Genomic DNA, 19,225 nt, shown 5'->3' on the forward strand with positions numbered 1-19,225 from the left:
GCCACGATGGATGCCTCTATCAGCAACCAACCTGATTTTATTGCAGTTTCAAACCTTCCCGATAGCGGACAGGCGATAACGATTGCTAATGCATAAACCAGGTTCAAAATCCTAAATTAAAGACCATGTGCACTGTCACCTATATACCACTACCTAGCGGCTTTGTCCTCTCCTCCAATAGGGACGAGCTCACACATCGAGCGGCCTTGCCCCCGATGTGGCACAGCCCTGGCGCGGCACCATTACTATTTCCTTATGAGCCGACCTCTAAAGGTTCATGGCTAGCGGTCAGCAAACAACTGGAAGTCCGGTGCCTGCTAAACGGTGCCTTCGAAAATCACATCAAAAAACCCAACTATCGAAAAAGCAGGGGAAAAATGCTAGTGGAGAGCTTTAACTCCCCAGCATTGGAGGCCTTCGTGAACGAGTACAATTTTGACGGGATCGCCCCTTTCACACTGATAGATATCAATGAAACAGGCCTCTCAGAAATACGTTGGGACGAAAAGAAAATAACCGTTAATAAATTACCTTCCGATCAAGCCAAAATCTGGTCATCAGCCACACTTTACCCTCCTCCTGTCCGTAAAGAAAGGGAGAGCGCATTTACCCAATGGCTTCATAAAAACCGGGCTTCGGAGGACGTTAACATTACAGATTTTCATCTATCTACCCACGGTATGGATGCCACGAACGACATCCTCATGGCTCGTCCTTCCGGCATCAAGACCACCAGTTTTACGCAGTTCAGAAAACAAGGAAACCACGGCTCATTAACCTTTAGAGACTTAGAAAAAGCTACTATCTCAACGACTCAATGGAAAAGCAACAATCTCTCCACCGTACACTAGGTTTTGCCCTTGTCTTGGCATGGCCCAACACCTATTGCAAACAAGCTGGTGCATGGTATGACCCTATCATGAAATGGGCTGGTTTTAACAAAAATGGCTATTATAAAGCAGGTCATGCGGCGATTGTCCTTATCTGTCCAGAAAGTGGAAAATGCCATTATTTTGATTTTGGGAGGTACCACGCTCCTTTTGGTCATGGCCGTGTCAGAAGTGCCGAAACTGATCCAGAACTTACTATCCTCCAGACCGCTCAAATCATTGGTGACCACATCCACAACCTCCACGCCATTTTAGAGGAGCTTTCCGAAAATGAAAGTTGTCATGGATCAGGGCCTTTGCATGCTTCAGTAAGCCGAATATCTCTCCCCCAAGCCCTCTCCAAAGCAATCAACCTTCAAAAGAAAAGTCCTCTCCCTTATGGGCCATTTGTCCCGCAAGGCAGCAATTGCTCGCGCTTTGTCCAAAAGGTACTTTTGGCCGGATTACCTTTTTTGTGGCATCGAATAAAACTTACTTTCCCCTATTCCATCACCCCAACACCTGCTACCAATGTTCATGCCGTTGGAGCTCCTTTGATAACGGAAAACGCAATAGCCTCTTCACTTCCTCAACACATCAACCTAAGCGAGACATTGCTACCACCTCCCTACGCTAACACACTTCCAAAGAATGCCCACTGGCATAGTGGTGAAGGGGCCGGAAGCTGGTTTCATATCGAACAATGTGAAAATGGATTCCTGATCAGCAGGTATTCGGCCGGAGGAGTTTTAGAGTTTCAGGATGTCTATCAAAAAGCCCAAAACCTACCGTTTTACGTAAATCAACCTTTTAAGGTAGCTTACCCCAGTCACTACGGGCAAATCATCCTCACCCAGTCTACCCGAGAAGTTGTCTTTCTACCCTTGAGCGCAGATAGCGATAATACAGTCCCAAAAACCAACTCTTCTCAGGGCAAAGGCTTTTAGCCCCACATTCCAACACGTATAAAAACAGCATCCCCTTTTGACAAGCACATAGACAACCACATCAGACACCAAAGGGCTAATCCCATTACTTTTTGATCCTATCTGGCTATCAGCTACTTACCCGAGCCAAAAATCATTTGTGTTTCTTGCCCCAAGGAGTTCTTTTGACCATATAGTTAAGTGAGTTTACATAAGAATCCGAGTCATTGCCAAATGCTTCCCTGCTGTCTGCATAAACATTGCTGCCTTGGTCACTGAATACCTTCAAGGAAACGCTACAATCATAATTGATGGTGGTAGTCGCACTTCCGCCCGAATAGGTAGTCGTCTTGGTTTCTTTTCTGTTTTTTTCCTTTTCCTTCTCGGTAGAATAAGCACTTCCCGTGGTAACCGCCCCTTTATTTTCGATATCTGTACTTCCAAACACGACATACTCTACACCTAGCAATACCGCTATTTCCTGAGGATTGGCAGCTGTTGCCAAGTGATGGCCATCTATCCCGTTTTGTTCCAAGATCGAATTGGTAATCATGGGATCCTGAACGGAGATCAAAGAAGTATTTTTTCTGAATGAGTTGGCACATTCATTCTGCGCCTTTGACCGGAGGGCATCCACCATCATCCCTTGATCATTGGTAATGATCTGAAACGGCAGCACCGCCAGCTTGTTTCTTCGGTCCTCAGGGGTGGAGGCTGGACGTTGGGAAGCCGTAGGAACGGCGCTTGGAGCGGCCGGTTCATTGATCGTCTCTGTCCTTCCGCTGGCAAACTCGATCTTATTGATCTCGTCCTTGTTCACTTCATACTCAAGGTCTTCTCCAGCATACTTAAATTTGATAGAGCTGGAGCCAATACTGGTCACTTTTCCTTCCATTTTGGAACCATCCAACTTCACGATTACATCATTTTTTTCTTCTTGTGCTATAGCTTCGAGATGAAATATAGTCAGACTCATTACCATCATCGCCGCAATCAGCAGGTTAATTGACAACTTCATAGCATTTTTGTTTTATTAGGATCAGATAATTTCAAAATCTCATGGCCAGACCAAGTCCATACCCGTTGAACTGAACGTTTAATTGCGGGCGATAGGAAGTGGCGGACTGATACCCAGCATTATGATAATCAATGGCTTCCTTGGCATTTTTATCAAACCATTTGGTAAATGGAATCGATAGAAGGGCACAACCTGCCCCAATATAGGCCAAGGTCCAGTTAGGGTCACTGTCCTTGCTAAAGGAATCCACCACAGGATACCCCACCAGCACTCCTGCAGTCGCAGTCAACAACGTGGACATCAACAAGTTTTTCCCTAGCGGCTTCACATAATCCTGCATCCCTGGGTCATCCCTGAACAGCTTAAAAAGCTGTATGGGTTCCATTTCAATTCCACATTTTTTGTAGACCTTTTTCTTGAACAGTCCCTTTTCAAGAATCTCAATAGGCTCTACGCTAACACTTTGTGCCCTGACCTCTCCTATAGTCATCCCCGTAAAGAGTACGAAAACGACAAGGAATACTTTAATTTCAGTTCTCATGATATTGGTTTATATAAACAGTTTGTTGGTGACACAGACATTAAAAAGATTACATTATTCATCTTTCTCCACACACTTAAGCTACCTAACACCTAATAAAAATAATATAATTTAGGTGAAAAACACATTTTAAATCTGAAAAAACACCACTTTTTTTTTTTGGAGTAAGTGAAAAGGTGGAAGCATGAATCTTATTTCTTTTATAGCCTAAGTTCGGTTTAAAAACCGTCTCCGTACAGTAGTCGGAACAAGCACTGTCAAGGATTGGGCGTAATTTGAAGGCAGGAACTGCGTCGGAAGGGATGACCAGTTAGGGGCATTAGCTTGGTAATGGAAAGTGGATAAAGTAACCCAACAGGGTCGTGGTATTGAGTTAAAAACTCAATGCTAGTGGTTCCGCAGCACAGCTGTCGGAACAACGGGTCACTCCGCAGTTTATTAATATCTGCCGAAGGTCCCTTTTAACACGGCTCTTTTCTGATCCAACCAGCATTAATTTTTGGGACTAAGGATCCAGTGGCTCGTCGCGATCTATCTGAAGGGACATGATGGAAGGGTTAAATTCCAATATGGTGTTGGATATCCTCTTCCCATTGGTATAGGTGTGGTAACCCAATTCCCGCATACACCTCTCCAGCATGTTTTCTATAAAATGGCTTTGGGCGGGAGTGGTTACGGTAACGGATGGCCTGTCCATGGGAAATCCGTACCGAAACATTATCCTAGCGGCATTTCTCATATTAGTGGTGGTATGCCGTGCATGGGGTTCTATGATGATGGCCGACTCGGGAACACCTAATTTCCTCAGGTACCTTTTCATTTCTACAGCTTCATTTTTCTGTACCTTATAAGGGTGGACATACCCACCGGACACCATGATAAATGGCGCCCTGCCTTTTTCAAATTCCAATGCGGCCAATTTACACCTCAATACGCCCCCGGAACTAATACTATCGAGATAGTTGTCCGTTCCTGCTCCTGGGATCAATATCAACGGGTACTCATACACCTCCCACTTTGTCCTTTTGGCCTGACGAAAAGCTGCTTCGTTTTCATGTTTTGTCATGGGCTCAAAATCCCCTGCCCGCTCCATTCTCGCCATCGCCAAAGCATCCATGGCATACCCCAAGGACGGCTCAAAAAACAATTCTGATTTTTGGTACTGGGCATAGGTCAGTTCATTTAGGCCCTGGATATTGGCCTTGTAGCTGTACTTGCCCAAGTCCATTCCAAGCGAATCAATGTTCGGGTAATTCGGTGCTTTCCCCATGGCATAGACACCAATGATATGATTGATAGTGGAAGCATCCAGTCTCCAGGCATTTGCTAGGTACTCAACAGGATCGCTGCTCGCTTGCTGCTGGTACATTCCAGAAGGGACTAAATGTCCAGCAACCAAATCCAACAGCTCTGGGTGGTTTTGGGCCAGTTTCTCCAACCTTCCTGCTATCGTCTCCATCTCCTCAGGGGTAAAGGGCATTGGCCGGGGATAACACGCCCCATCTCTTCCGCAGTCTTCTAAAGTCGCTGCCAGTTCAGAAATTTTGGAAGAGGACACCTTGGAAAGCACCGTATCCGATTCGATGATTCTCCTTACTTCTGGCAGTGCCTCTATGAGACTTAGCAGATACACATTTTTTGATTGGGTATAGGATGCTCCTTTTATGGGCTGGTATGACCTGTCTGGGCCAGTTTGGGTCCACCCATAATGGGACAGTAAAAACAATAACACTATTATTCCTGACGTTTTCATAATCTCATGACAATTTATCGGTTAATAAAATAGTGTCAAGTCAAACCTAAACCTACATGTAATCCGGTGCGTCTTTTGGCCTATCTCTGTGTTACAAAAAGACTTCCTTAGCTACGGCTAGGGGCGTTTTTTGTGCCTTGACCAAGTCCAAAATCCACTACCGCCTTACCCGTTATTTAAACGTTGACTTGACACTAGGGCTGTCTCACTGGCCAGAAACCATGCTTGGGAGACAGCCCTTTGTTGTTGGTGTTAGTAATTTGGATTTTGCTCTACTTCTTCCTCAGGCATGATGTCCAAATAAATCTGGGGAATAGGAAAGTACTCGTGTTTTCCTTCCACAAACCTTCCATTTACCAGATGGGAGCTGACTTCTTTTTCAGTTTCAAAATAACCGTTCATCGTCTCGGCAGCTACACCCCACCGTACAAGGTCAAAAAAGCGATGGCCTTCCATGGCCAGTTCTAACCGTCTTTCCAATCGGACCAATTCCCTGGCGGCTGACGCACTGGTCCAGGGCTGGTCATAAGTGGACAATTGATAATTATCGGCAGGTTCCTCGCTATCCAGTTTGGTAACAGCAGCACTCTGCGCTGCCCTTCCCCTTACTAAATTCACTGTGGCCCGAGCTCCTTCCAAATCTCCCAATTCCACTTGCGCCTCTGCTTTCCACAGCAATAAATCGGCATACCTTATGACGTAATAGTTCAGGGCATTAACATAAGGCCAAGCTTGGACATAAAACTCAGAAAGGGCAGATACAAGCCTCTTTTTGGGGCTATTCGGTCCATAAGTAGCTTGGTCCCGCGCCCAAGAAGCTTCATAAAGTACCGGTAGATCCAAATAAGGAATTCCCGGCCTTGCCAAGGTATGGTCCAGTCTCAGGTCAATATAATCCCCACTAGCCAATTCACCGTCCATAACAGGCAAGCCGTTTTCATTGGTTTCAAAACTATTGATCAAGTTTTGGCTTGGTCTATGAAAACCATATTGAGGATAATACGGTCCTCCCGGGGCTGAGAGGCGGTCACCGATACTTCCATTGTAGTTGCTCGGCTCTCCGTCATTGACAGAGTGCTGAACGGCAAAGATAATTTCTTCGCTGTTGTCATTTTCAGGCAAAAACACCTCACGGAAATCAGGCAAAAGGGCATATTTGCCGGAGGCAATTACCTCATCGGCAGCCTCTAGGCACGCCTGCCACTTTCCTTGGAAGGCGTAAGTTTTGGCCAGGTAAGCCTTGGCAGCAAACTTGGTAGCACGACCAGCATCAGCCTGATCTACTGGAAGGAGGTCAAAAGCTGCATTAAAATCACTTTCTATCTTTCCCCAAAGCTCTTCGTCATTCAGCTCCTTATTGCCTACATAGTAATCATCCACAGTGGACGAAGTTTCATCTATAAATGGAACATTATTATAGATCTTCTTCAGCTCAAAATAGAAATGACCTCTCAAAAACCTTAATTCGCCTTCCCTGATACTTTTACGCTCAGGATCAAACTCCTCACTCTCCAACAAAAGGCGAAGGGCATAATTGGATCGCTTCACACCTTCATAGAGTGCCAGCCACTTACGGCTAATATCCGTAATGGTAGGATTGATATTATAGATCTCCATCTGATGGATTTGATTTTGGTCACCTGTACCGCCTCCGCCTTTATAGGCATCATCGGACATTACATCGCCAAAACTCCAATTGGATGCGGGAGAATTAAAAGCACTCGAAGCACCGTCAAATTGACCATTCAGGATGCTGTAAGAAGCTATAATGGCCCTTTCTATATTTTCAGTTTTGCTCATTTCATCTGGAGCTACTTCACCATAAGGCACCTCCTCCAGGTATTCGGAACATCCGTAAAAACCGAAAGCAGCACCGAGCATAAGTGCATTGAAAGCAATTTTTATTGTTTTAATCTTCATGACTTGTCATCTTAAAATTTCACATTAAACCCAAGCGTAAATGTTCTGGAAGGAGGATAAATCCCCCGGTCTACCCCGATATCCAAATTCCGGTTATTGGTGGAGTAATTTTGGAGGCCGATCTCTGGGGTCATTCCGGAATAACTGGTGATGGTAAACACGTTGGAAGCCTGACCATAAATTCTCATTTCCAAATCACCTCCCATTAGGCTTGGCAGTGAATAGCCTACCTGTAGGTTGTTCAATTTGAAATAACTGGCATTTTCCAAATAATACGATGATGGCCTGATGTTTTGGTTTTCATCATCCAAGGATAATCTTGGAATATCCGTATCGGTATTTTCCGGTGTCCAAGCGTTCAGGACTTCCTCGGACTTGTTATAGGCGGACTGGTTAAAAAACGTATTGTTATACTTGGTAAGGTTATATATCTTATGGCCAAAGGCGCCGTTGAAGAACAAGCCCAGGTCAAACCCTTTATAGTAGAAATTGGTGGTGAAGCCAATAATGGCTTTTGGGTGTGGCGAACCAATGGCCGTCCGGTCATCTGCATCGACCACCCCGTCTTCATTGATATCCCTAAATTTCAAATCACCTGGTTGGGCATCAGGCTGTGCTCCGTAGGCATCCACTTCTTCTTGATTTTGGAATATCCCCATGGACTCATAGCCAAAGAAAGTCCCGATAGGCTGTCCCACCATAGTACGGGAAACTTCCTGACCGAAATTAACACTATGAAGGGAAGAACTCGGAATCCCCAAATAATCCACTCCATCTGCCAGTTCGACTAACTCGTTTTTATAGAATGAATAATTCAATCCAGTGGTATAGAAGAGGTTGCCCACGTTTCCATTATACTTGACTCCCAGTTCAAAACCCCTGTTTCTCATTTTTCCGCCGTTGATCCAAGAGCCGTCATTGGTACCGCCGTAAGTAGGGGGAATCGGAGCGTAAATAAGCAAATCATCCGTTACTTTGTTATAATAATCTGCCGTGACCTGAAGCCGCTCATCAAACATGCTCAGGTCTACACCGACACCGCTTTGGGTAGTAATTTCCCAGTTGAGGTTTTCGTTGGCTACCCGGGTTTCGACTAGCCCGATGCCTACACTTTCCTGACTGCCATTCACGGCATAGTTGGAGTAAGTGATGTTATTTTGAAAACTGGCCAACGTAGAATAGGAAGGCACCTGCTGGTTGCCGGCCTGTCCCCAACTAGCTCTTACTTTCAGTTCGTTGACATTGTCCCCAAGGTTCAAAAAGTCTTCATTGCTTAATCTCCATCCTGCACTAAAAGCTGGGAAAATATCCCATTTATTATTGGATAGTCTGGAGGTCCCGTCATTCCTCAAGGTCACCGAGACCAAGTACTTTTCTTTCCAATTGTAGTTTACCTTACCGAAGAATGACAATAAATTCCACTTGCTCGCATAGCCTGAATTTTGCTGGTTTTCGGTGCCATAATTGAGATAATGAAAGTTATTGTCCTCATAAAGGAACTCCTGCCTTGAAGCACCTTTGGCTTCATAATAATTTTCGATGGATTCTTGTCCCAACAGCACATTCAACGTACCATCTCCCAACACCTTATTATAAGTCAGGGTATTGGTCCATGCCATTTGATAATAAAAAGAGCTGTTATCGGACAGACTGTTGACTACATTTTGGGATAACATTTCGTCGTACATCGGAGAAAAAGCCCTTCTGTTGTAGTTTTCATAGTCCAGTCCGAGATTGGACTTAAAAGACAACTCTTCGGTCAAGGCCACATCTGCAAACACATTGCCCATTAACTTTATCCTGTTCTTGGTGTTGTCCTTGGCCCGGTAAAGGCTCCCAAGAGGATTGGCACCGTCATTTAGGGGATTACCGCCAAACTCCCCATTGATATCATACACAGGCACTATGGACGGAAACCGGTAGGAACTATAGATTATACTCCCCAATGCGCTATTGGTGGTCACATCATTGGTCTGGGTCAAGGAAGCATTGAAATTATGGCCGATTTTAAGAAAATCCTTCACTTTATAGTCTGCATTGAACCGGGCAGAGTAGCGATCAAATCCCGTGTACTTCACTACTCCTTCTTTATTGAAATAGCCTAAGGTAAACACCTGACTTCCCTTATCTCCTCCGCTGGACAAGGTAAGGTTATAGGATTGGACGGGAGCCGCTTGAAAAATCTCCTGCACCCAGTCAGTGTCTCCAGAAGGCAATGTCTGTTCATCATCTAGCCATTCAGGTATTACGGGGCCATTCGGATCAGCACCATACACATCACTAGTAGGGGATTTGCCATCATTCTCAAAAGCCTCCCAAAGCTTATCCCCATATTCTTGGGCTGAGAGCATTTTGGGTAAATTAAATACCTGCTGTACCCCTGCATAAGCATCGAAAGTCACTTTGGTCTCTTCCGACCGGCCTTTTTTAGTGGTAATGATCACCACGCCGTTTGCAGCCCTAGATCCGTATATAGAGGATGCAGCCGCATCCTTGAGCACCTGAAGGGATTCGATATCTTGCGGATTGATGGTATTCAGGCCATTGGTCACAGGCGTACCATCGATGATGTACAGCGGATCATTGTTGTTTACAGTACCAAATCCCCGAATCCTGACGGTGACATTACCACCAGGGCCATTATCGGAAAGCACCTGTACACCGGGTGCCCGACCTGCAAGCATATTTTCCACACTTGCGGACGGAAGGCTCTTCATTTCATCCACATTGACCACTGACACTGACCCCGTTAGGTCTTTCTTTTTCTGGCTATCGTAACCCAACACGACTACTTCTTCCAGCAATCCCTCTTCCTCACGTAGATAGATGGTCAGGGAGCTTTGATTACCGATTGTCACGGTTTTGCCTTCATACCCCAAAAAGGAAACCTCCAGTTCAACAGCTCCCTCAGGGACATCAATGGAAAAATTACCATCCAGATCGGTCACGGTTCCCTGGGAGGTTCCTTTCACGATCACCGTGGCGCCTACGATCGGCTCATTTCGCTGAGCATCCACTACTTGGCCACGGATTTCCTTGTCTTCCTTTTCGACCACTGCTCGGGCTGGGTTAGGGACATCTACGGCCGTCACATAGATATTTTGCTCTACCCTCCTGAACTGAAAGTCACACTGCTCGGTAATCGCTTTGAGTACTTTGCGCAGATCTGCCTCCATATGAAGATTGATCTGCTCCTTGGAACGGTTTACAGCCTGATTATAGGCAAATTCAAAATCAGTCTGCTCCTCCAGCATGGCTAATACCTCCCGAAGAGTAGCATTGCTCGCCTTCAGGCTCACCTGGTACTCAGAAAGGTTCTGACTATTGGACGGGTTGGCGAAGAGCACTTGCATAAAGAGCACCTGCACCATAAAAACCCGAAATGTGTGTTTACTTAATAGCACAATTCGTTTGCGTAAATTAATTTTCATAGTTTTAGTTGTTAAATTCTCAAAATCTCCGGGAACTTTTCCCGGTCTCGGCCGGACTGTTGGCGCAGTCCGGCCTACTTTTATTGGTTTCAGGAAAGGAATCGGGATTTCACATAGGCATAGATGATTAGGATTTTCTACATGATTTATAGGTAATGACAATGCTGTCATCAGCTTGTTTTTCATATTCAAAATCTACCAGCAACTGGAGCCCACTTAGTATAAAGGTCAGGCCGTTGTTTTGGTAGGCTGCCTTGATCATGCAGCTACCATCCTCGTAATTTTTCAGTATGATGTCGGTATGGTAATACTGCTCCAATGTGGCCACTACATCATCAAAAGGTACCATATCAAAATCCAGCTTGCCAGACTTCCAGCCGATAACCTTGTCCGCATCAAAGGGCTGCTTCAACAAGGATGCTGTAGCCCCGTCAAAAACCACCGCCTCATCGGGCAGTAAGAGCACCCTGTTATCAGGTAAATCATGCTGAGAGACTTGTACTTTTCCGCTTTTGACGGTCACCATTTCTTGCTTCCCGTTATAGGCATTTACGTTAAAGGAAGTACCCAGCACCTTGGTTTCGAGCCCTTCCGACCGTACCAAAAATGGACGGACAGTATCACGCTCCACCTCAAAAAATGCTTCTCCTTCCAAGCTTACTGTCCGCAGCCCTTCGCCAAATTCTTGAGGATACGTCAAGGTGGTATTGACATTTAGCTGAACGGTACTGCCATCGGGCAGGGTGATCTTGGCCCGTTGGCCAGCACCTGTGGTCTTTACGATCAGTGGAGTAGCTGGAGCATCGCTTGAGGAAAGGTACCATAGCCCCGCCCCTCCAATAAGGAATACCAATACTGCTGCTGCCACCTTCATCAACTTCCAGAACACAGTAGTTGGAACAGCCTCTTCTACTTGGATGCGTGAATGGATTTTCTCCTGAATGCGCTTCCCCACGCTCTCTTCCTCCTCCTCTTCCCATCCGAAGGGCGCTTGACCATCATGTATCCTTGTCCATATCTGCTGGATCAGCCCGTCTTCTTCCGTGCTGGTCTTGCCTTCCTTCTGGCGCCACAATAACCTCCTGAAATCTTCCTTGTTCATTACTCTCTTTGTGCTTTTGCAAGACAGTAACCTGGACGACTAGAAATACCTGCTCAAAAAATCAACTTAATGAAAGCTTAATTTTAACGATCTAGAGGTAAAGAAAAATTAACACCAAGATATACATATGCTCCAAATCTGCCTTTAGAGATTTCAATGCTCTTTGCAAATGTCCTTCTACTGTCCTTGGGGAGATATTAAGATTGGCGGCTATTTCCTTAGCCGTATAGCCGTGCTTTTTGCTCAGGTAAAAAACCTCCCTGCACTTAGGAGGAAGCTGCTCGATCCGCTCCTCCACTACCTTCAGTAACACCACGTTATGGCCTACTTCTGGTTCATCAGTCACCAAGATATCTTCGAGCTGGACAGTGTTCCAGTCAAGATGCCATTTTTGGTTTCGAATGACATTGGCCACTTGGTATTTCACGGCCCGAAAAAAATACCCCGAAAGATGCTGGATTTCCCTTTTGGGTGCATTTTCCCACAATTGGACGAATACCTCTTGTACCACATCTTCGGCCTGCTCCCGATCCTGGAGCATCTTAAAGGCATATTCAAACAAACGCTTCCAAAACCTGTCAAACAGCTGATCAAAGGCTTCGTGATCTGCCTGTCTCACTTTTTGGTACAATTGTTCATCGCTGTGCAGCTTCATACGGGGGAATAAGTATCCACCAAAACAAGTCAAACGGTTGATAAGAAGCGAAAAAATGGGGTTAAGGTTTGATTAAGTCACCAAGGAGGTTTTGGATAAACAGTATGTGATAAGCTGTTTGATTATAATTTCTTCATTTGCTCATAAAAAATTCAGTATTGAATTCATTTTCCTATTGACAAAATCTATAAAGATTGTTGACGAATGGTTAGTCGAATTTAATGTTTTAGAATACCTTTGCGTTAATTTAAACTTAATCTAAATAAGTAAAAGAAAAAGAAGCCACGCAGCTGCCACTGCATGGCTCTTCAAAATACTACTTCTTAATTCTCCAATTAAAAAGCTATGCAATATAAAAAAATATTGTTGACAGGCTGTTTCTTTGCCTTTGTATGCTGCCTATTACAAGCGCAACAACAGGTAAAAATCACCGGTAAAATCACCGACACTTCGGGAAATCCCCTCCCGGGAGTCTTGGTTCGCGAAACCTCCTCAAACAAGGGCACGGTCAGCAATGCAGAAGGGGAGTTTGATTTTTCAGGACAACCTAATGAGACATACACATTGGTATGTACATTTTTGGGTTTCGAACCGCATCGGGAGACCTTTACCCTAAAGGCCCATCAACCTGCATTAAAAATCACCCTATCCGAGTCCCAGCATGACCTGTCGGAAGTGACCGTCACCGGCAAGTCCATCATTCAGGAGATTGAAGAAAAGGCATTTAACGTCGATGTCATTGACGCCAAAAAATTATACAATACCAACCTGGATCTTGGGCACGCCTTGGACAGAGTATCTGGCATTCGTGTCAGGGAATCGGGTGGCGTAGGGTCCAATATGAACCTTTCACTGAATGGTTTTACAGGCCGACAAGTAAAGGTATTCATTGACGGAATCCCCATGGATAATTTCGGCTCATCCTTTCAGCTCAATAATATCCCCATCAACCTGGCCGAAAGGATCGAAGTGTATAAAGGGGTGGTTCCCGTAAGCCTTGGCGCGGACGCCCTTGGTGGAGCCATTAATATCGTCACGAGAAAATCCGTCAAGAGTTTTCTGGACGCTTCTTATTCCTATGGTTCCTTCAACACGCACCGAACCGCTATCAACACCGCCTATGTGGCCCCATCAGGGTTTACCATCGAGATGAATGCCTTCCAAAACTACTCGGACAATGACTATAAGGTCACCGTGGATGTGGCCGACATCAACACTGGCCAGTATTATCCTCAGCAAACGGTAAGGCGTTTCAATGACCAATACCATAACGAAACCCTCATCACCCAGATAGGTGTCCAAAACAAATCCTATGCAGACCGATTGCTATTTGGGATTACTTTGGGCAAAATGTACAAAGAAATCCAAACTGGAGCACGGCTGGTAAGTGTCTTTGGTGACTGGCACCGCAAAGGGGGCATTATCATGCCTACGCTTAAATACCAAAAAACAGACCTTTTTACCAAAGGACTTAACGTAACCCTGAATGCCAATTATAACTTGGGCACAGAACAAAACATCGACACGGTACACCGTAGGTACAACTGGTTTCAGCAATACCGGGAGTACGACACACCTGGAGGGGAAAGGAGTTACTCCATGTACAAATACCAAAACAATAATGCGGTAGGGTCTTTTGCGGCAGATTATAGCATCAATGAAGCACATACCCTTTCGCTAAGCAATACCTTCAACTCCTTTAGCAGGCAAGGAAGCGACCCGCTCTTTCCAGACCAAGACCGCTACCAACAGCCTAGAGAGACCATGAAAAACATACTTGGTTTAGGATATCGCTACCAGCCCAATGCTGATATTAGCATTGCTGTCTTTGGGAAACAGTATTACCAATCCAATTATTTTGCCAAGGCCTATAACCCAACAGGGGATTATGGAGATGTGGCATATATCAATACGCGCGAGGACTTCAACTATACTGGATATGGCCTAGCTGCCACTTATTTTGTCAACCCCAATGTCCAACTTAAGGCCTCAGCAGAAAAGACCTATCGCCTTCCCGAGCCCCAGGAGCTTTTTGGGGATATGGTCAACCTAGAAGGCAATGTAAGCCTAAAGCCAGAAAGCAGCTATAACTATAACTTGGGTATCTTCTATAACAAAACATGGACCCCAGATCAGCGCTTGGAGATCGACGCCAACCTACTGTATCGGGATGCCAGGGACTTTATCCGCGCCCGATTAAACACCAACCAATCCATGCAGGTAATGGACAACCTCTTCAATGTGACCAATGCAGGACTGGAAATGGATGTCAGGTATTTGCACAATCAAAACTTCACTATCGGAGCCAATCTTACCTATCAAAATCTTCGGAACAATACAAAATTTGACGAAGGACAAACCGTGGAAAGTGTGGTATACAGAGACCGGATTCCCAATATGCCCTATCTCTTTGGCAATGCCAACGCTTCCTATACCATCAATGATGTCTTGGGGGAGCAAAAAAATGTGGTGATCGGTTATAACCTGCTGTATGTACACGCATTCTACCTCTACTGGCCAAGCTTGGGAAGTGACAAACTGGATATTCCCAAGCAAATCAGCCATGATATCAATGTCACTTACACCTTCGGCAATAACAATCGCTTCCAGTTTACTGCCGAATGCCGAAACATCCTTGACAGTAAACTGTACGACAATTTCAGCCTGCAAAAACCGGGACGAAACTTCAGTGGAAAAATCAGATATTTTATTTATTAATTACCTAAAATTATGAAAACAAAATTGAACTCTTGGCTAGGAGCCAGTGCGCTAGCGGCCTTCACCCTAATGGGATGCACCAACGACGATGGACCTGACGGTCCAGGCTATGTTTCGGAAAGGTTTGTCATTGCTTCCACGCCAACAGCCTCTGACGGCGTAGCCGATTACCTTCTTACGGCAGAATCCCTTACTTCCGGTACTATCAGTACGGTAGGGAACGGCATCGAGCAGGATGGGACCTATCGGTATTACATTACTATCAACAACAAGTTCTTCAGCTTGCTTTACGGTCAGGGCAATCCCGGTGCTGTGACCACCTATCAGCTGAACAACCAAGGAGAATTGGCAAAGTTGTCCGACTTTCAGGCTGAAACCGTTCAGGCATTTGCCGAAATCGACGACGATCTATTGATGATGAAAATCCCTCGATCAGGTGCTGAAGATGCGACTTGGTATCAGTTGGACACCGACCTGCTCCAGATCACCAATGATGGGCTTACCAATGTAGTCGACGTAGCAAACAATGGAGAAAGGGCTCATTTCACCTGGCTTACCCAAGTGGGGGACAAGGTATTTGCCCCATATATGAGCATCAAGGGGTGCTGTGACGATACTTTTGGCACCAATAATCCCGACAGTGCTTGGGTGGCCGTCTATGACTACCCCTCCATGGAACTCGAAAAAGTCATTAAAGACGACAGGACCAGCTATATCGGCCGCTACTTTACCGAAGGCCTTACCGAAGTAGAAAATGGAGATGTTTATGCTTTCTCCTCCAGTGTAGCCACTACCAATGGAGATGCATCATCTTCCCTCCCATCTGCATTTGTAAGGATCAAAGCCGGAGAGACTGAGTTTGATGATAGTTACTATTTCAATATCGAAGAGGTGGCTGATGGCTACCATGTCACTGACAAAACCTACCTGGGCAACGGTAAGTTTGTCGTAAATATGCACAACGAAAAGGGTGCCTATACCACTGGCGCCAGACTGGGCATCGTGGACGTATATGAGGAATCTTTCAAATGGGTAAGTGGCACCCCTGATGCTGCATCTGTCCTAAGAGTCACCACTAATAATTATTCCCTGATGGACGGCAACACCGCTTATATCGGCTTCACCACTGAACAAGGAAGCTGGGTATATGAAGTGGATGCCAATGCTGCCACGGCCACACAAGGCCTCAAAGTAGAAGGTGGCACGATCACGGCCATCAGCAAACTGGATGTTGCTGAATAATTGACCTCAATAAGCTGCCAGAAAAGGGATTACATTTTCTGGCAGCTTTCCCTTTCACCCATCCCCTGTTTTCCACATACCTTATGAAACCATCTAAGCCGCATAAAAACACAAAGAAAAACCGTTCACTTTTTTATCGCATATCTGCGTGGCTGCACCTTTGGTTGGGCTTGGCTTCCGGTATCGTGGTGGTCATCATCAGCTTGACGGCTGCACTGTTGACATTTGAAGAGGAAATCAGATTGGCCTTGGAAGCCTCCCGAGAAAAAGTCACCAAGCAAGAAGGCCAAGTCCTCTTGCCTCCCTCACAACTTGCCACAGCAGTAAAGGATAAATATGGCTGGCCGTCGGTCTATGGTGTCATGTACCGAGGAGAAGGCAGAAGTGCCATGATTCCCTACTATAAGGATCGTTCGAATTACCAACAGGCCTTGGTAAACCCTTACACTGGGGAAGTCCTTCATAACCGAAAGTTAAACGATGATTTTTTCAGATTTATGCTGATGGGGCATTATCAGCTATGGCTACCCAGATCAATAGGCAAGCCCGTCGTGGCTTATAGCACCTTGATTTTTGTCATTGCGCTTATCACCGGGCTGGTGCTCTGGTGGCCAAAAAAATGGACACGGGCGACCAAAAACGCCGGCTTTAAGGTAAAATGGCCCGCCACTCCCAAACGCTTCAATTACGACTTACACAATGTAGTGGGCTTTTATTCACTATTGATTGCATTGGTCCTGGCCCTTACGGGAATGGTCTATGGCATGGAGTGGTTCAGGAACACCTCGTATTGGGTTGCTTCTGGTGGCGAAACGGAGGTGTTTGAACGCCTGCACTCGGATACCACACTAGTCTCTCCAAAAGGACAAGTAGATGAGGATATCCTGATAGCTAATCTGCTAAAAAGTGGACTGGATCCAGCTCAAAACCGCTTCAGTATTTTTTACCCTCGGGGAGCAGCTGGAGTATGGAACCTACAAGTAAACCCTAGCCTTATCAATACCTTCCAGAGCCGCAACTATCATTTCGAGCAAGGAAGTCTAAACCTACTAAAAAAAGATCCGGCCTTCTCTAACGCAAATGGTGGAGACCAGCTAATGAAGCTCAACTACGACCTCCATCTAGGAATCATCGGCGGCATATGGACCAAGATCATTGCTTTCTTGGTATGTATCATCTCTGCCAGCCTGCCCATCACGGGTTTTATCATCTGGTGGGGAAAGGAGAAGAAAAAGCGAAAGAATAAGGCAAAGTCCAAGCAAAAAGCGACACAACAAAGAAGAACGCTAGTGCCCGCATAATACGCCAATGAGTTCTTGAACCCGTAATACAGCCTAACAGCTAGGGGCGGTTAAACAAGGTACACCGTAGCGGTGCTAGGCTCACACGTCCAAACCAACTGATTGTCATACACCTTCAGCTCATCCCGACATCCGATGGGACAGGCCACTACGACGCCTAATGCATAAATCGGCTGCAAGAAAAAGAGGGACACTTCTAAAAAGTGCCCCTCTTTTGTTATGGTTCATCCCTGATTAGTACCCTGTATTTTGGACCAAGTTAGGATTGTTTCTGATCTCTGCTGTTGGTATGGGGAAGAGTAACTCCCGCTCTTTAAGGACAGGTCCATATACAAATTGATGGCCCACGTAATCCTCAAATTGTCCAGTGGTTACATTAAACGCTTTTCTCAATCGTACCATATCAAACCACGTTTTGTTCTCAAAAGACAGCTCAAACCATTTTTCTTTCCATATTTCTTCTCTGAGGACTTCCTTGCTCAGCCCCGCTAACGGATCCAGTCCTGCTCTTTCCCTTATTTCATTGACAGCATCATAGGCCTTGGCATTGGGACCTTCTGCTTCGTTAGAGGCTTCTGCAAATATCAGCAAAGCCTCTGCATACCGCATCACTGGCCAATTGAGACCACTACTGGTGGTATTGGTCTGGGCTTCCTCATCAAAATGCTTAAACAGGTAATAATCCCCCAACTCAATTACCTCATCTCTATCTGATCGCAGGGAATAACTTGTGTAGTAAAATGCTTTTTCCTCCGCGCGCTTATCGCCATCTGGGTAAGCCTTGACAAAATTCTCATCAGCAAAAATCCCCCCAGTCTCTGCACTGTAGTTGGATATCCCCCTGTTATAAGGAATTATGGAGACCTGCCAGGTCGAAGGCATCAGGTAAGGTGCAAATTGAATCATAAAGATATTTTCGCCCAGATTTTTTTGGGCAGGCTCATGTAGATCGTCATAGGAAGCAAAAAGGGAAAACTCCCCCGAGTCTATCACTTCTTCAGCCTTCTCAGCAGCCAAGGAATAATACTCATCCCCCATCTGCAACGGATACCCTGCCATAGTCAGATAAACCGAAGCTAACATGGTCTTGACAGCCCCCATGGACGCACGTCCCGTAGGATCCCGAAAAGCCAGACCGGTTTTTTCGGCTTCCAATAAGTCTGCCACTATGGTATTGTAGACATCCGCTGGATCAGCAGGACTGGCCAGTAGCTGATCAGATGACAGATCGATCGGCTCGGTGATCAACGGTATATTGCCGAATAACCTCACTAGATGAAAATAGTAATACGCCCGCATAAAATACGCTTCTCCAAGCAGCTGACTTTTCAGCCCTTCATCCATGTTTATGGCGGGAATTTGGTCTATGGCCAAGTTGGCATTGGCAATCCCCCGGTAATAATTCGTCCAATACGTTTGGCCGTAGCCATTGTCGGAGTTATTGATCAGGTTTTTGACAAACAGGCTGTATTGGGCTTGGCCCAGATCAGTATCTGCTAAGCCCGTGGCAAATTCTGTCATCATCCACGCTCCCCCTCCAAAGCCACTTTGGGTGATCGGCCGTAAGCTTTCATAGATCGCATTCACCACCGAGGTAGCATGTTCTGGCTTGGTGAAGTAATTCTCAAGTGTAAAATTAGAACGGTCTTTTTCATCGAGAAAATCCGTACATCCGCCACCAAATACTGCCACCAGCATTATCAGCACTTTATATTTTAGATTTTTTAGTCCTTTCATCGTTCAGCTTCA

The 19,225-nt window shown here is 45.6% G+C and carries 13 protein-coding genes; 5 read left to right on the forward strand and 8 right to left on the reverse strand.

The window, feature by feature from the left end:
- Positions 1-125 precede the first annotated feature (125 nt).
- Both DN752_RS05905 and DN752_RS05910 read left to right on the forward strand, forming a co-directional pair.
- Positions 126-851 (forward strand): NRDE family protein, encoded by a 726-nt coding sequence (locus DN752_RS05905; RefSeq protein ID WP_112783091.1) that lies wholly within the window; start codon positions 126-128, stop codon positions 849-851.
- On the forward strand, positions 818-1,816 hold the full coding sequence (locus DN752_RS05910; RefSeq protein WP_112783092.1) for a DUF6695 family protein: 999 nt from the start codon (positions 818-820) through the stop codon (positions 1,814-1,816). The genes DN752_RS05905 and DN752_RS05910 overlap by 34 nt, the downstream gene beginning before the upstream one ends.
- 133 nt (positions 1,817-1,949) lie before the next feature.
- On the opposite strand, the gene DN752_RS05915 is transcribed toward DN752_RS05910, so the two are convergent.
- The 7 genes from DN752_RS05915 to DN752_RS05945 all read right to left on the reverse strand — a co-directional run bounded on the left by DN752_RS05915 (position 1,950) and on the right by DN752_RS05945 (position 12,215).
- The gene (locus tag DN752_RS05915; RefSeq protein ID WP_112783093.1) at positions 1,950-2,813 is read right to left on the reverse strand and encodes a hypothetical protein; all 864 of its coding nucleotides are present in this window, start codon (positions 2,811-2,813) and stop codon (positions 1,950-1,952) included.
- Positions 2,814-2,844: 31 nt separating this feature from the next.
- Positions 2,845-3,354, reverse strand: a complete 510-nt coding sequence (locus DN752_RS05920) for a hypothetical protein (protein WP_162633133.1) — start codon at positions 3,352-3,354, stop codon at positions 2,845-2,847.
- 505 nt (positions 3,355-3,859) lie between these two features.
- On the reverse strand, positions 3,860-5,107 hold the full coding sequence (locus DN752_RS05925) for a YdcF family protein (protein WP_112783095.1): 1,248 nt from the start codon (positions 5,105-5,107) through the stop codon (positions 3,860-3,862).
- A 252-nt stretch (positions 5,108-5,359) separates the two neighbouring features.
- Positions 5,360-7,027 carry a RagB/SusD family nutrient uptake outer membrane protein gene (locus DN752_RS05930; RefSeq protein ID WP_112783096.1) on the reverse strand — a complete coding sequence of 556 codons (1,668 nt, stop codon included), beginning with the start codon at positions 7,025-7,027 and terminating at the stop codon, positions 5,360-5,362.
- A gap of 11 nt (positions 7,028-7,038) precedes the next feature.
- Positions 7,039-10,458, reverse strand: a complete 3,420-nt coding sequence (locus DN752_RS05935) for a SusC/RagA family TonB-linked outer membrane protein (RefSeq protein ID WP_112783097.1) — start codon at positions 10,456-10,458, stop codon at positions 7,039-7,041.
- A gap of 127 nt (positions 10,459-10,585) precedes the next feature.
- Positions 10,586-11,560, reverse strand: coding sequence for a FecR family protein (locus tag DN752_RS05940; protein WP_112783098.1), 975 nt, complete (start codon positions 11,558-11,560; stop codon positions 10,586-10,588).
- A 91-nt stretch (positions 11,561-11,651) separates the two neighbouring features.
- Positions 11,652-12,215 carry an RNA polymerase sigma factor gene (locus tag DN752_RS05945; protein WP_112783099.1) on the reverse strand — a complete coding sequence of 188 codons (564 nt, stop codon included), beginning with the start codon at positions 12,213-12,215 and terminating at the stop codon, positions 11,652-11,654.
- 345 nt (positions 12,216-12,560) lie between these two features.
- Between DN752_RS05945 and DN752_RS05950 the strand changes: the two genes are divergently transcribed.
- From DN752_RS05950 to DN752_RS05960, 3 genes are all read left to right on the forward strand, one after another.
- Positions 12,561-14,933 (forward strand): TonB-dependent receptor, encoded by a 2,373-nt coding sequence (locus DN752_RS05950; protein WP_112783100.1) that lies wholly within the window; start codon positions 12,561-12,563, stop codon positions 14,931-14,933.
- Positions 14,934-14,945: 12 nt separating this feature from the next.
- A complete protein-coding gene (locus DN752_RS05955; RefSeq protein WP_112783101.1) occupies positions 14,946-16,175 on the forward strand; it encodes a DUF4374 domain-containing protein in 1,230 nt (409 codons plus the stop codon).
- Between the two features lie 83 nt (positions 16,176-16,258).
- Positions 16,259-17,476 carry a PepSY-associated TM helix domain-containing protein gene (locus tag DN752_RS05960; protein WP_112783102.1) on the forward strand — a complete coding sequence of 406 codons (1,218 nt, stop codon included), beginning with the start codon at positions 16,259-16,261 and terminating at the stop codon, positions 17,474-17,476.
- Between the two features lie 234 nt (positions 17,477-17,710).
- Here DN752_RS05960 and DN752_RS05965 read toward each other — a convergent pair whose 3' ends face one another.
- Positions 17,711-19,213 (reverse strand): RagB/SusD family nutrient uptake outer membrane protein, encoded by a 1,503-nt coding sequence (locus tag DN752_RS05965; protein ID WP_112783103.1) that lies wholly within the window; start codon positions 19,211-19,213, stop codon positions 17,711-17,713.
- Positions 19,214-19,225 lie beyond the last annotated feature (12 nt).

Source organism: Echinicola strongylocentroti (assembly GCF_003260975.1).
GTDB lineage: Bacteria > Bacteroidota > Bacteroidia > Cytophagales > Cyclobacteriaceae > Echinicola > Echinicola strongylocentroti.

Excerpts from the sequence above, each read along its gene's own strand:
- DN752_RS05905 (WP_112783091.1), top strand. The coding sequence starts at position 126 with ATGTGCACTGTCACCTATATACCACTACCTAGCGGCTTTGTCCTCTCC.
- DN752_RS05910 (WP_112783092.1), top strand. The coding sequence starts at position 818 with ATGGAAAAGCAACAATCTCTCCACCGTACACTAGGTTTTGCCCTTGTC.
- DN752_RS05915 (WP_112783093.1), bottom strand. The coding sequence starts at position 2,813 with ATGAAGTTGTCAATTAACCTGCTGATTGCGGCGATGATGGTAATGAGT.
- DN752_RS05920 (WP_162633133.1), bottom strand. The coding sequence starts at position 3,354 with ATGAGAACTGAAATTAAAGTATTCCTTGTCGTTTTCGTACTCTTTACG.
- DN752_RS05925 (WP_112783095.1), bottom strand. The coding sequence starts at position 5,107 with ATGAAAACGTCAGGAATAATAGTGTTATTGTTTTTACTGTCCCATTAT.
- DN752_RS05930 (WP_112783096.1), bottom strand. The coding sequence starts at position 7,027 with ATGAAGATTAAAACAATAAAAATTGCTTTCAATGCACTTATGCTCGGT.
- DN752_RS05935 (WP_112783097.1), bottom strand. The coding sequence starts at position 10,458 with ATGAAAATTAATTTACGCAAACGAATTGTGCTATTAAGTAAACACACA.
- DN752_RS05940 (WP_112783098.1), bottom strand. The coding sequence starts at position 11,560 with ATGAACAAGGAAGATTTCAGGAGGTTATTGTGGCGCCAGAAGGAAGGC.
- DN752_RS05945 (WP_112783099.1), bottom strand. The coding sequence starts at position 12,215 with ATGAAGCTGCACAGCGATGAACAATTGTACCAAAAAGTGAGACAGGCA.
- DN752_RS05950 (WP_112783100.1), top strand. The coding sequence starts at position 12,561 with ATGCAATATAAAAAAATATTGTTGACAGGCTGTTTCTTTGCCTTTGTA.
- DN752_RS05955 (WP_112783101.1), top strand. The coding sequence starts at position 14,946 with ATGAAAACAAAATTGAACTCTTGGCTAGGAGCCAGTGCGCTAGCGGCC.
- DN752_RS05960 (WP_112783102.1), top strand. The coding sequence starts at position 16,259 with ATGAAACCATCTAAGCCGCATAAAAACACAAAGAAAAACCGTTCACTT.
- DN752_RS05965 (WP_112783103.1), bottom strand. The coding sequence starts at position 19,213 with ATGAAAGGACTAAAAAATCTAAAATATAAAGTGCTGATAATGCTGGTG.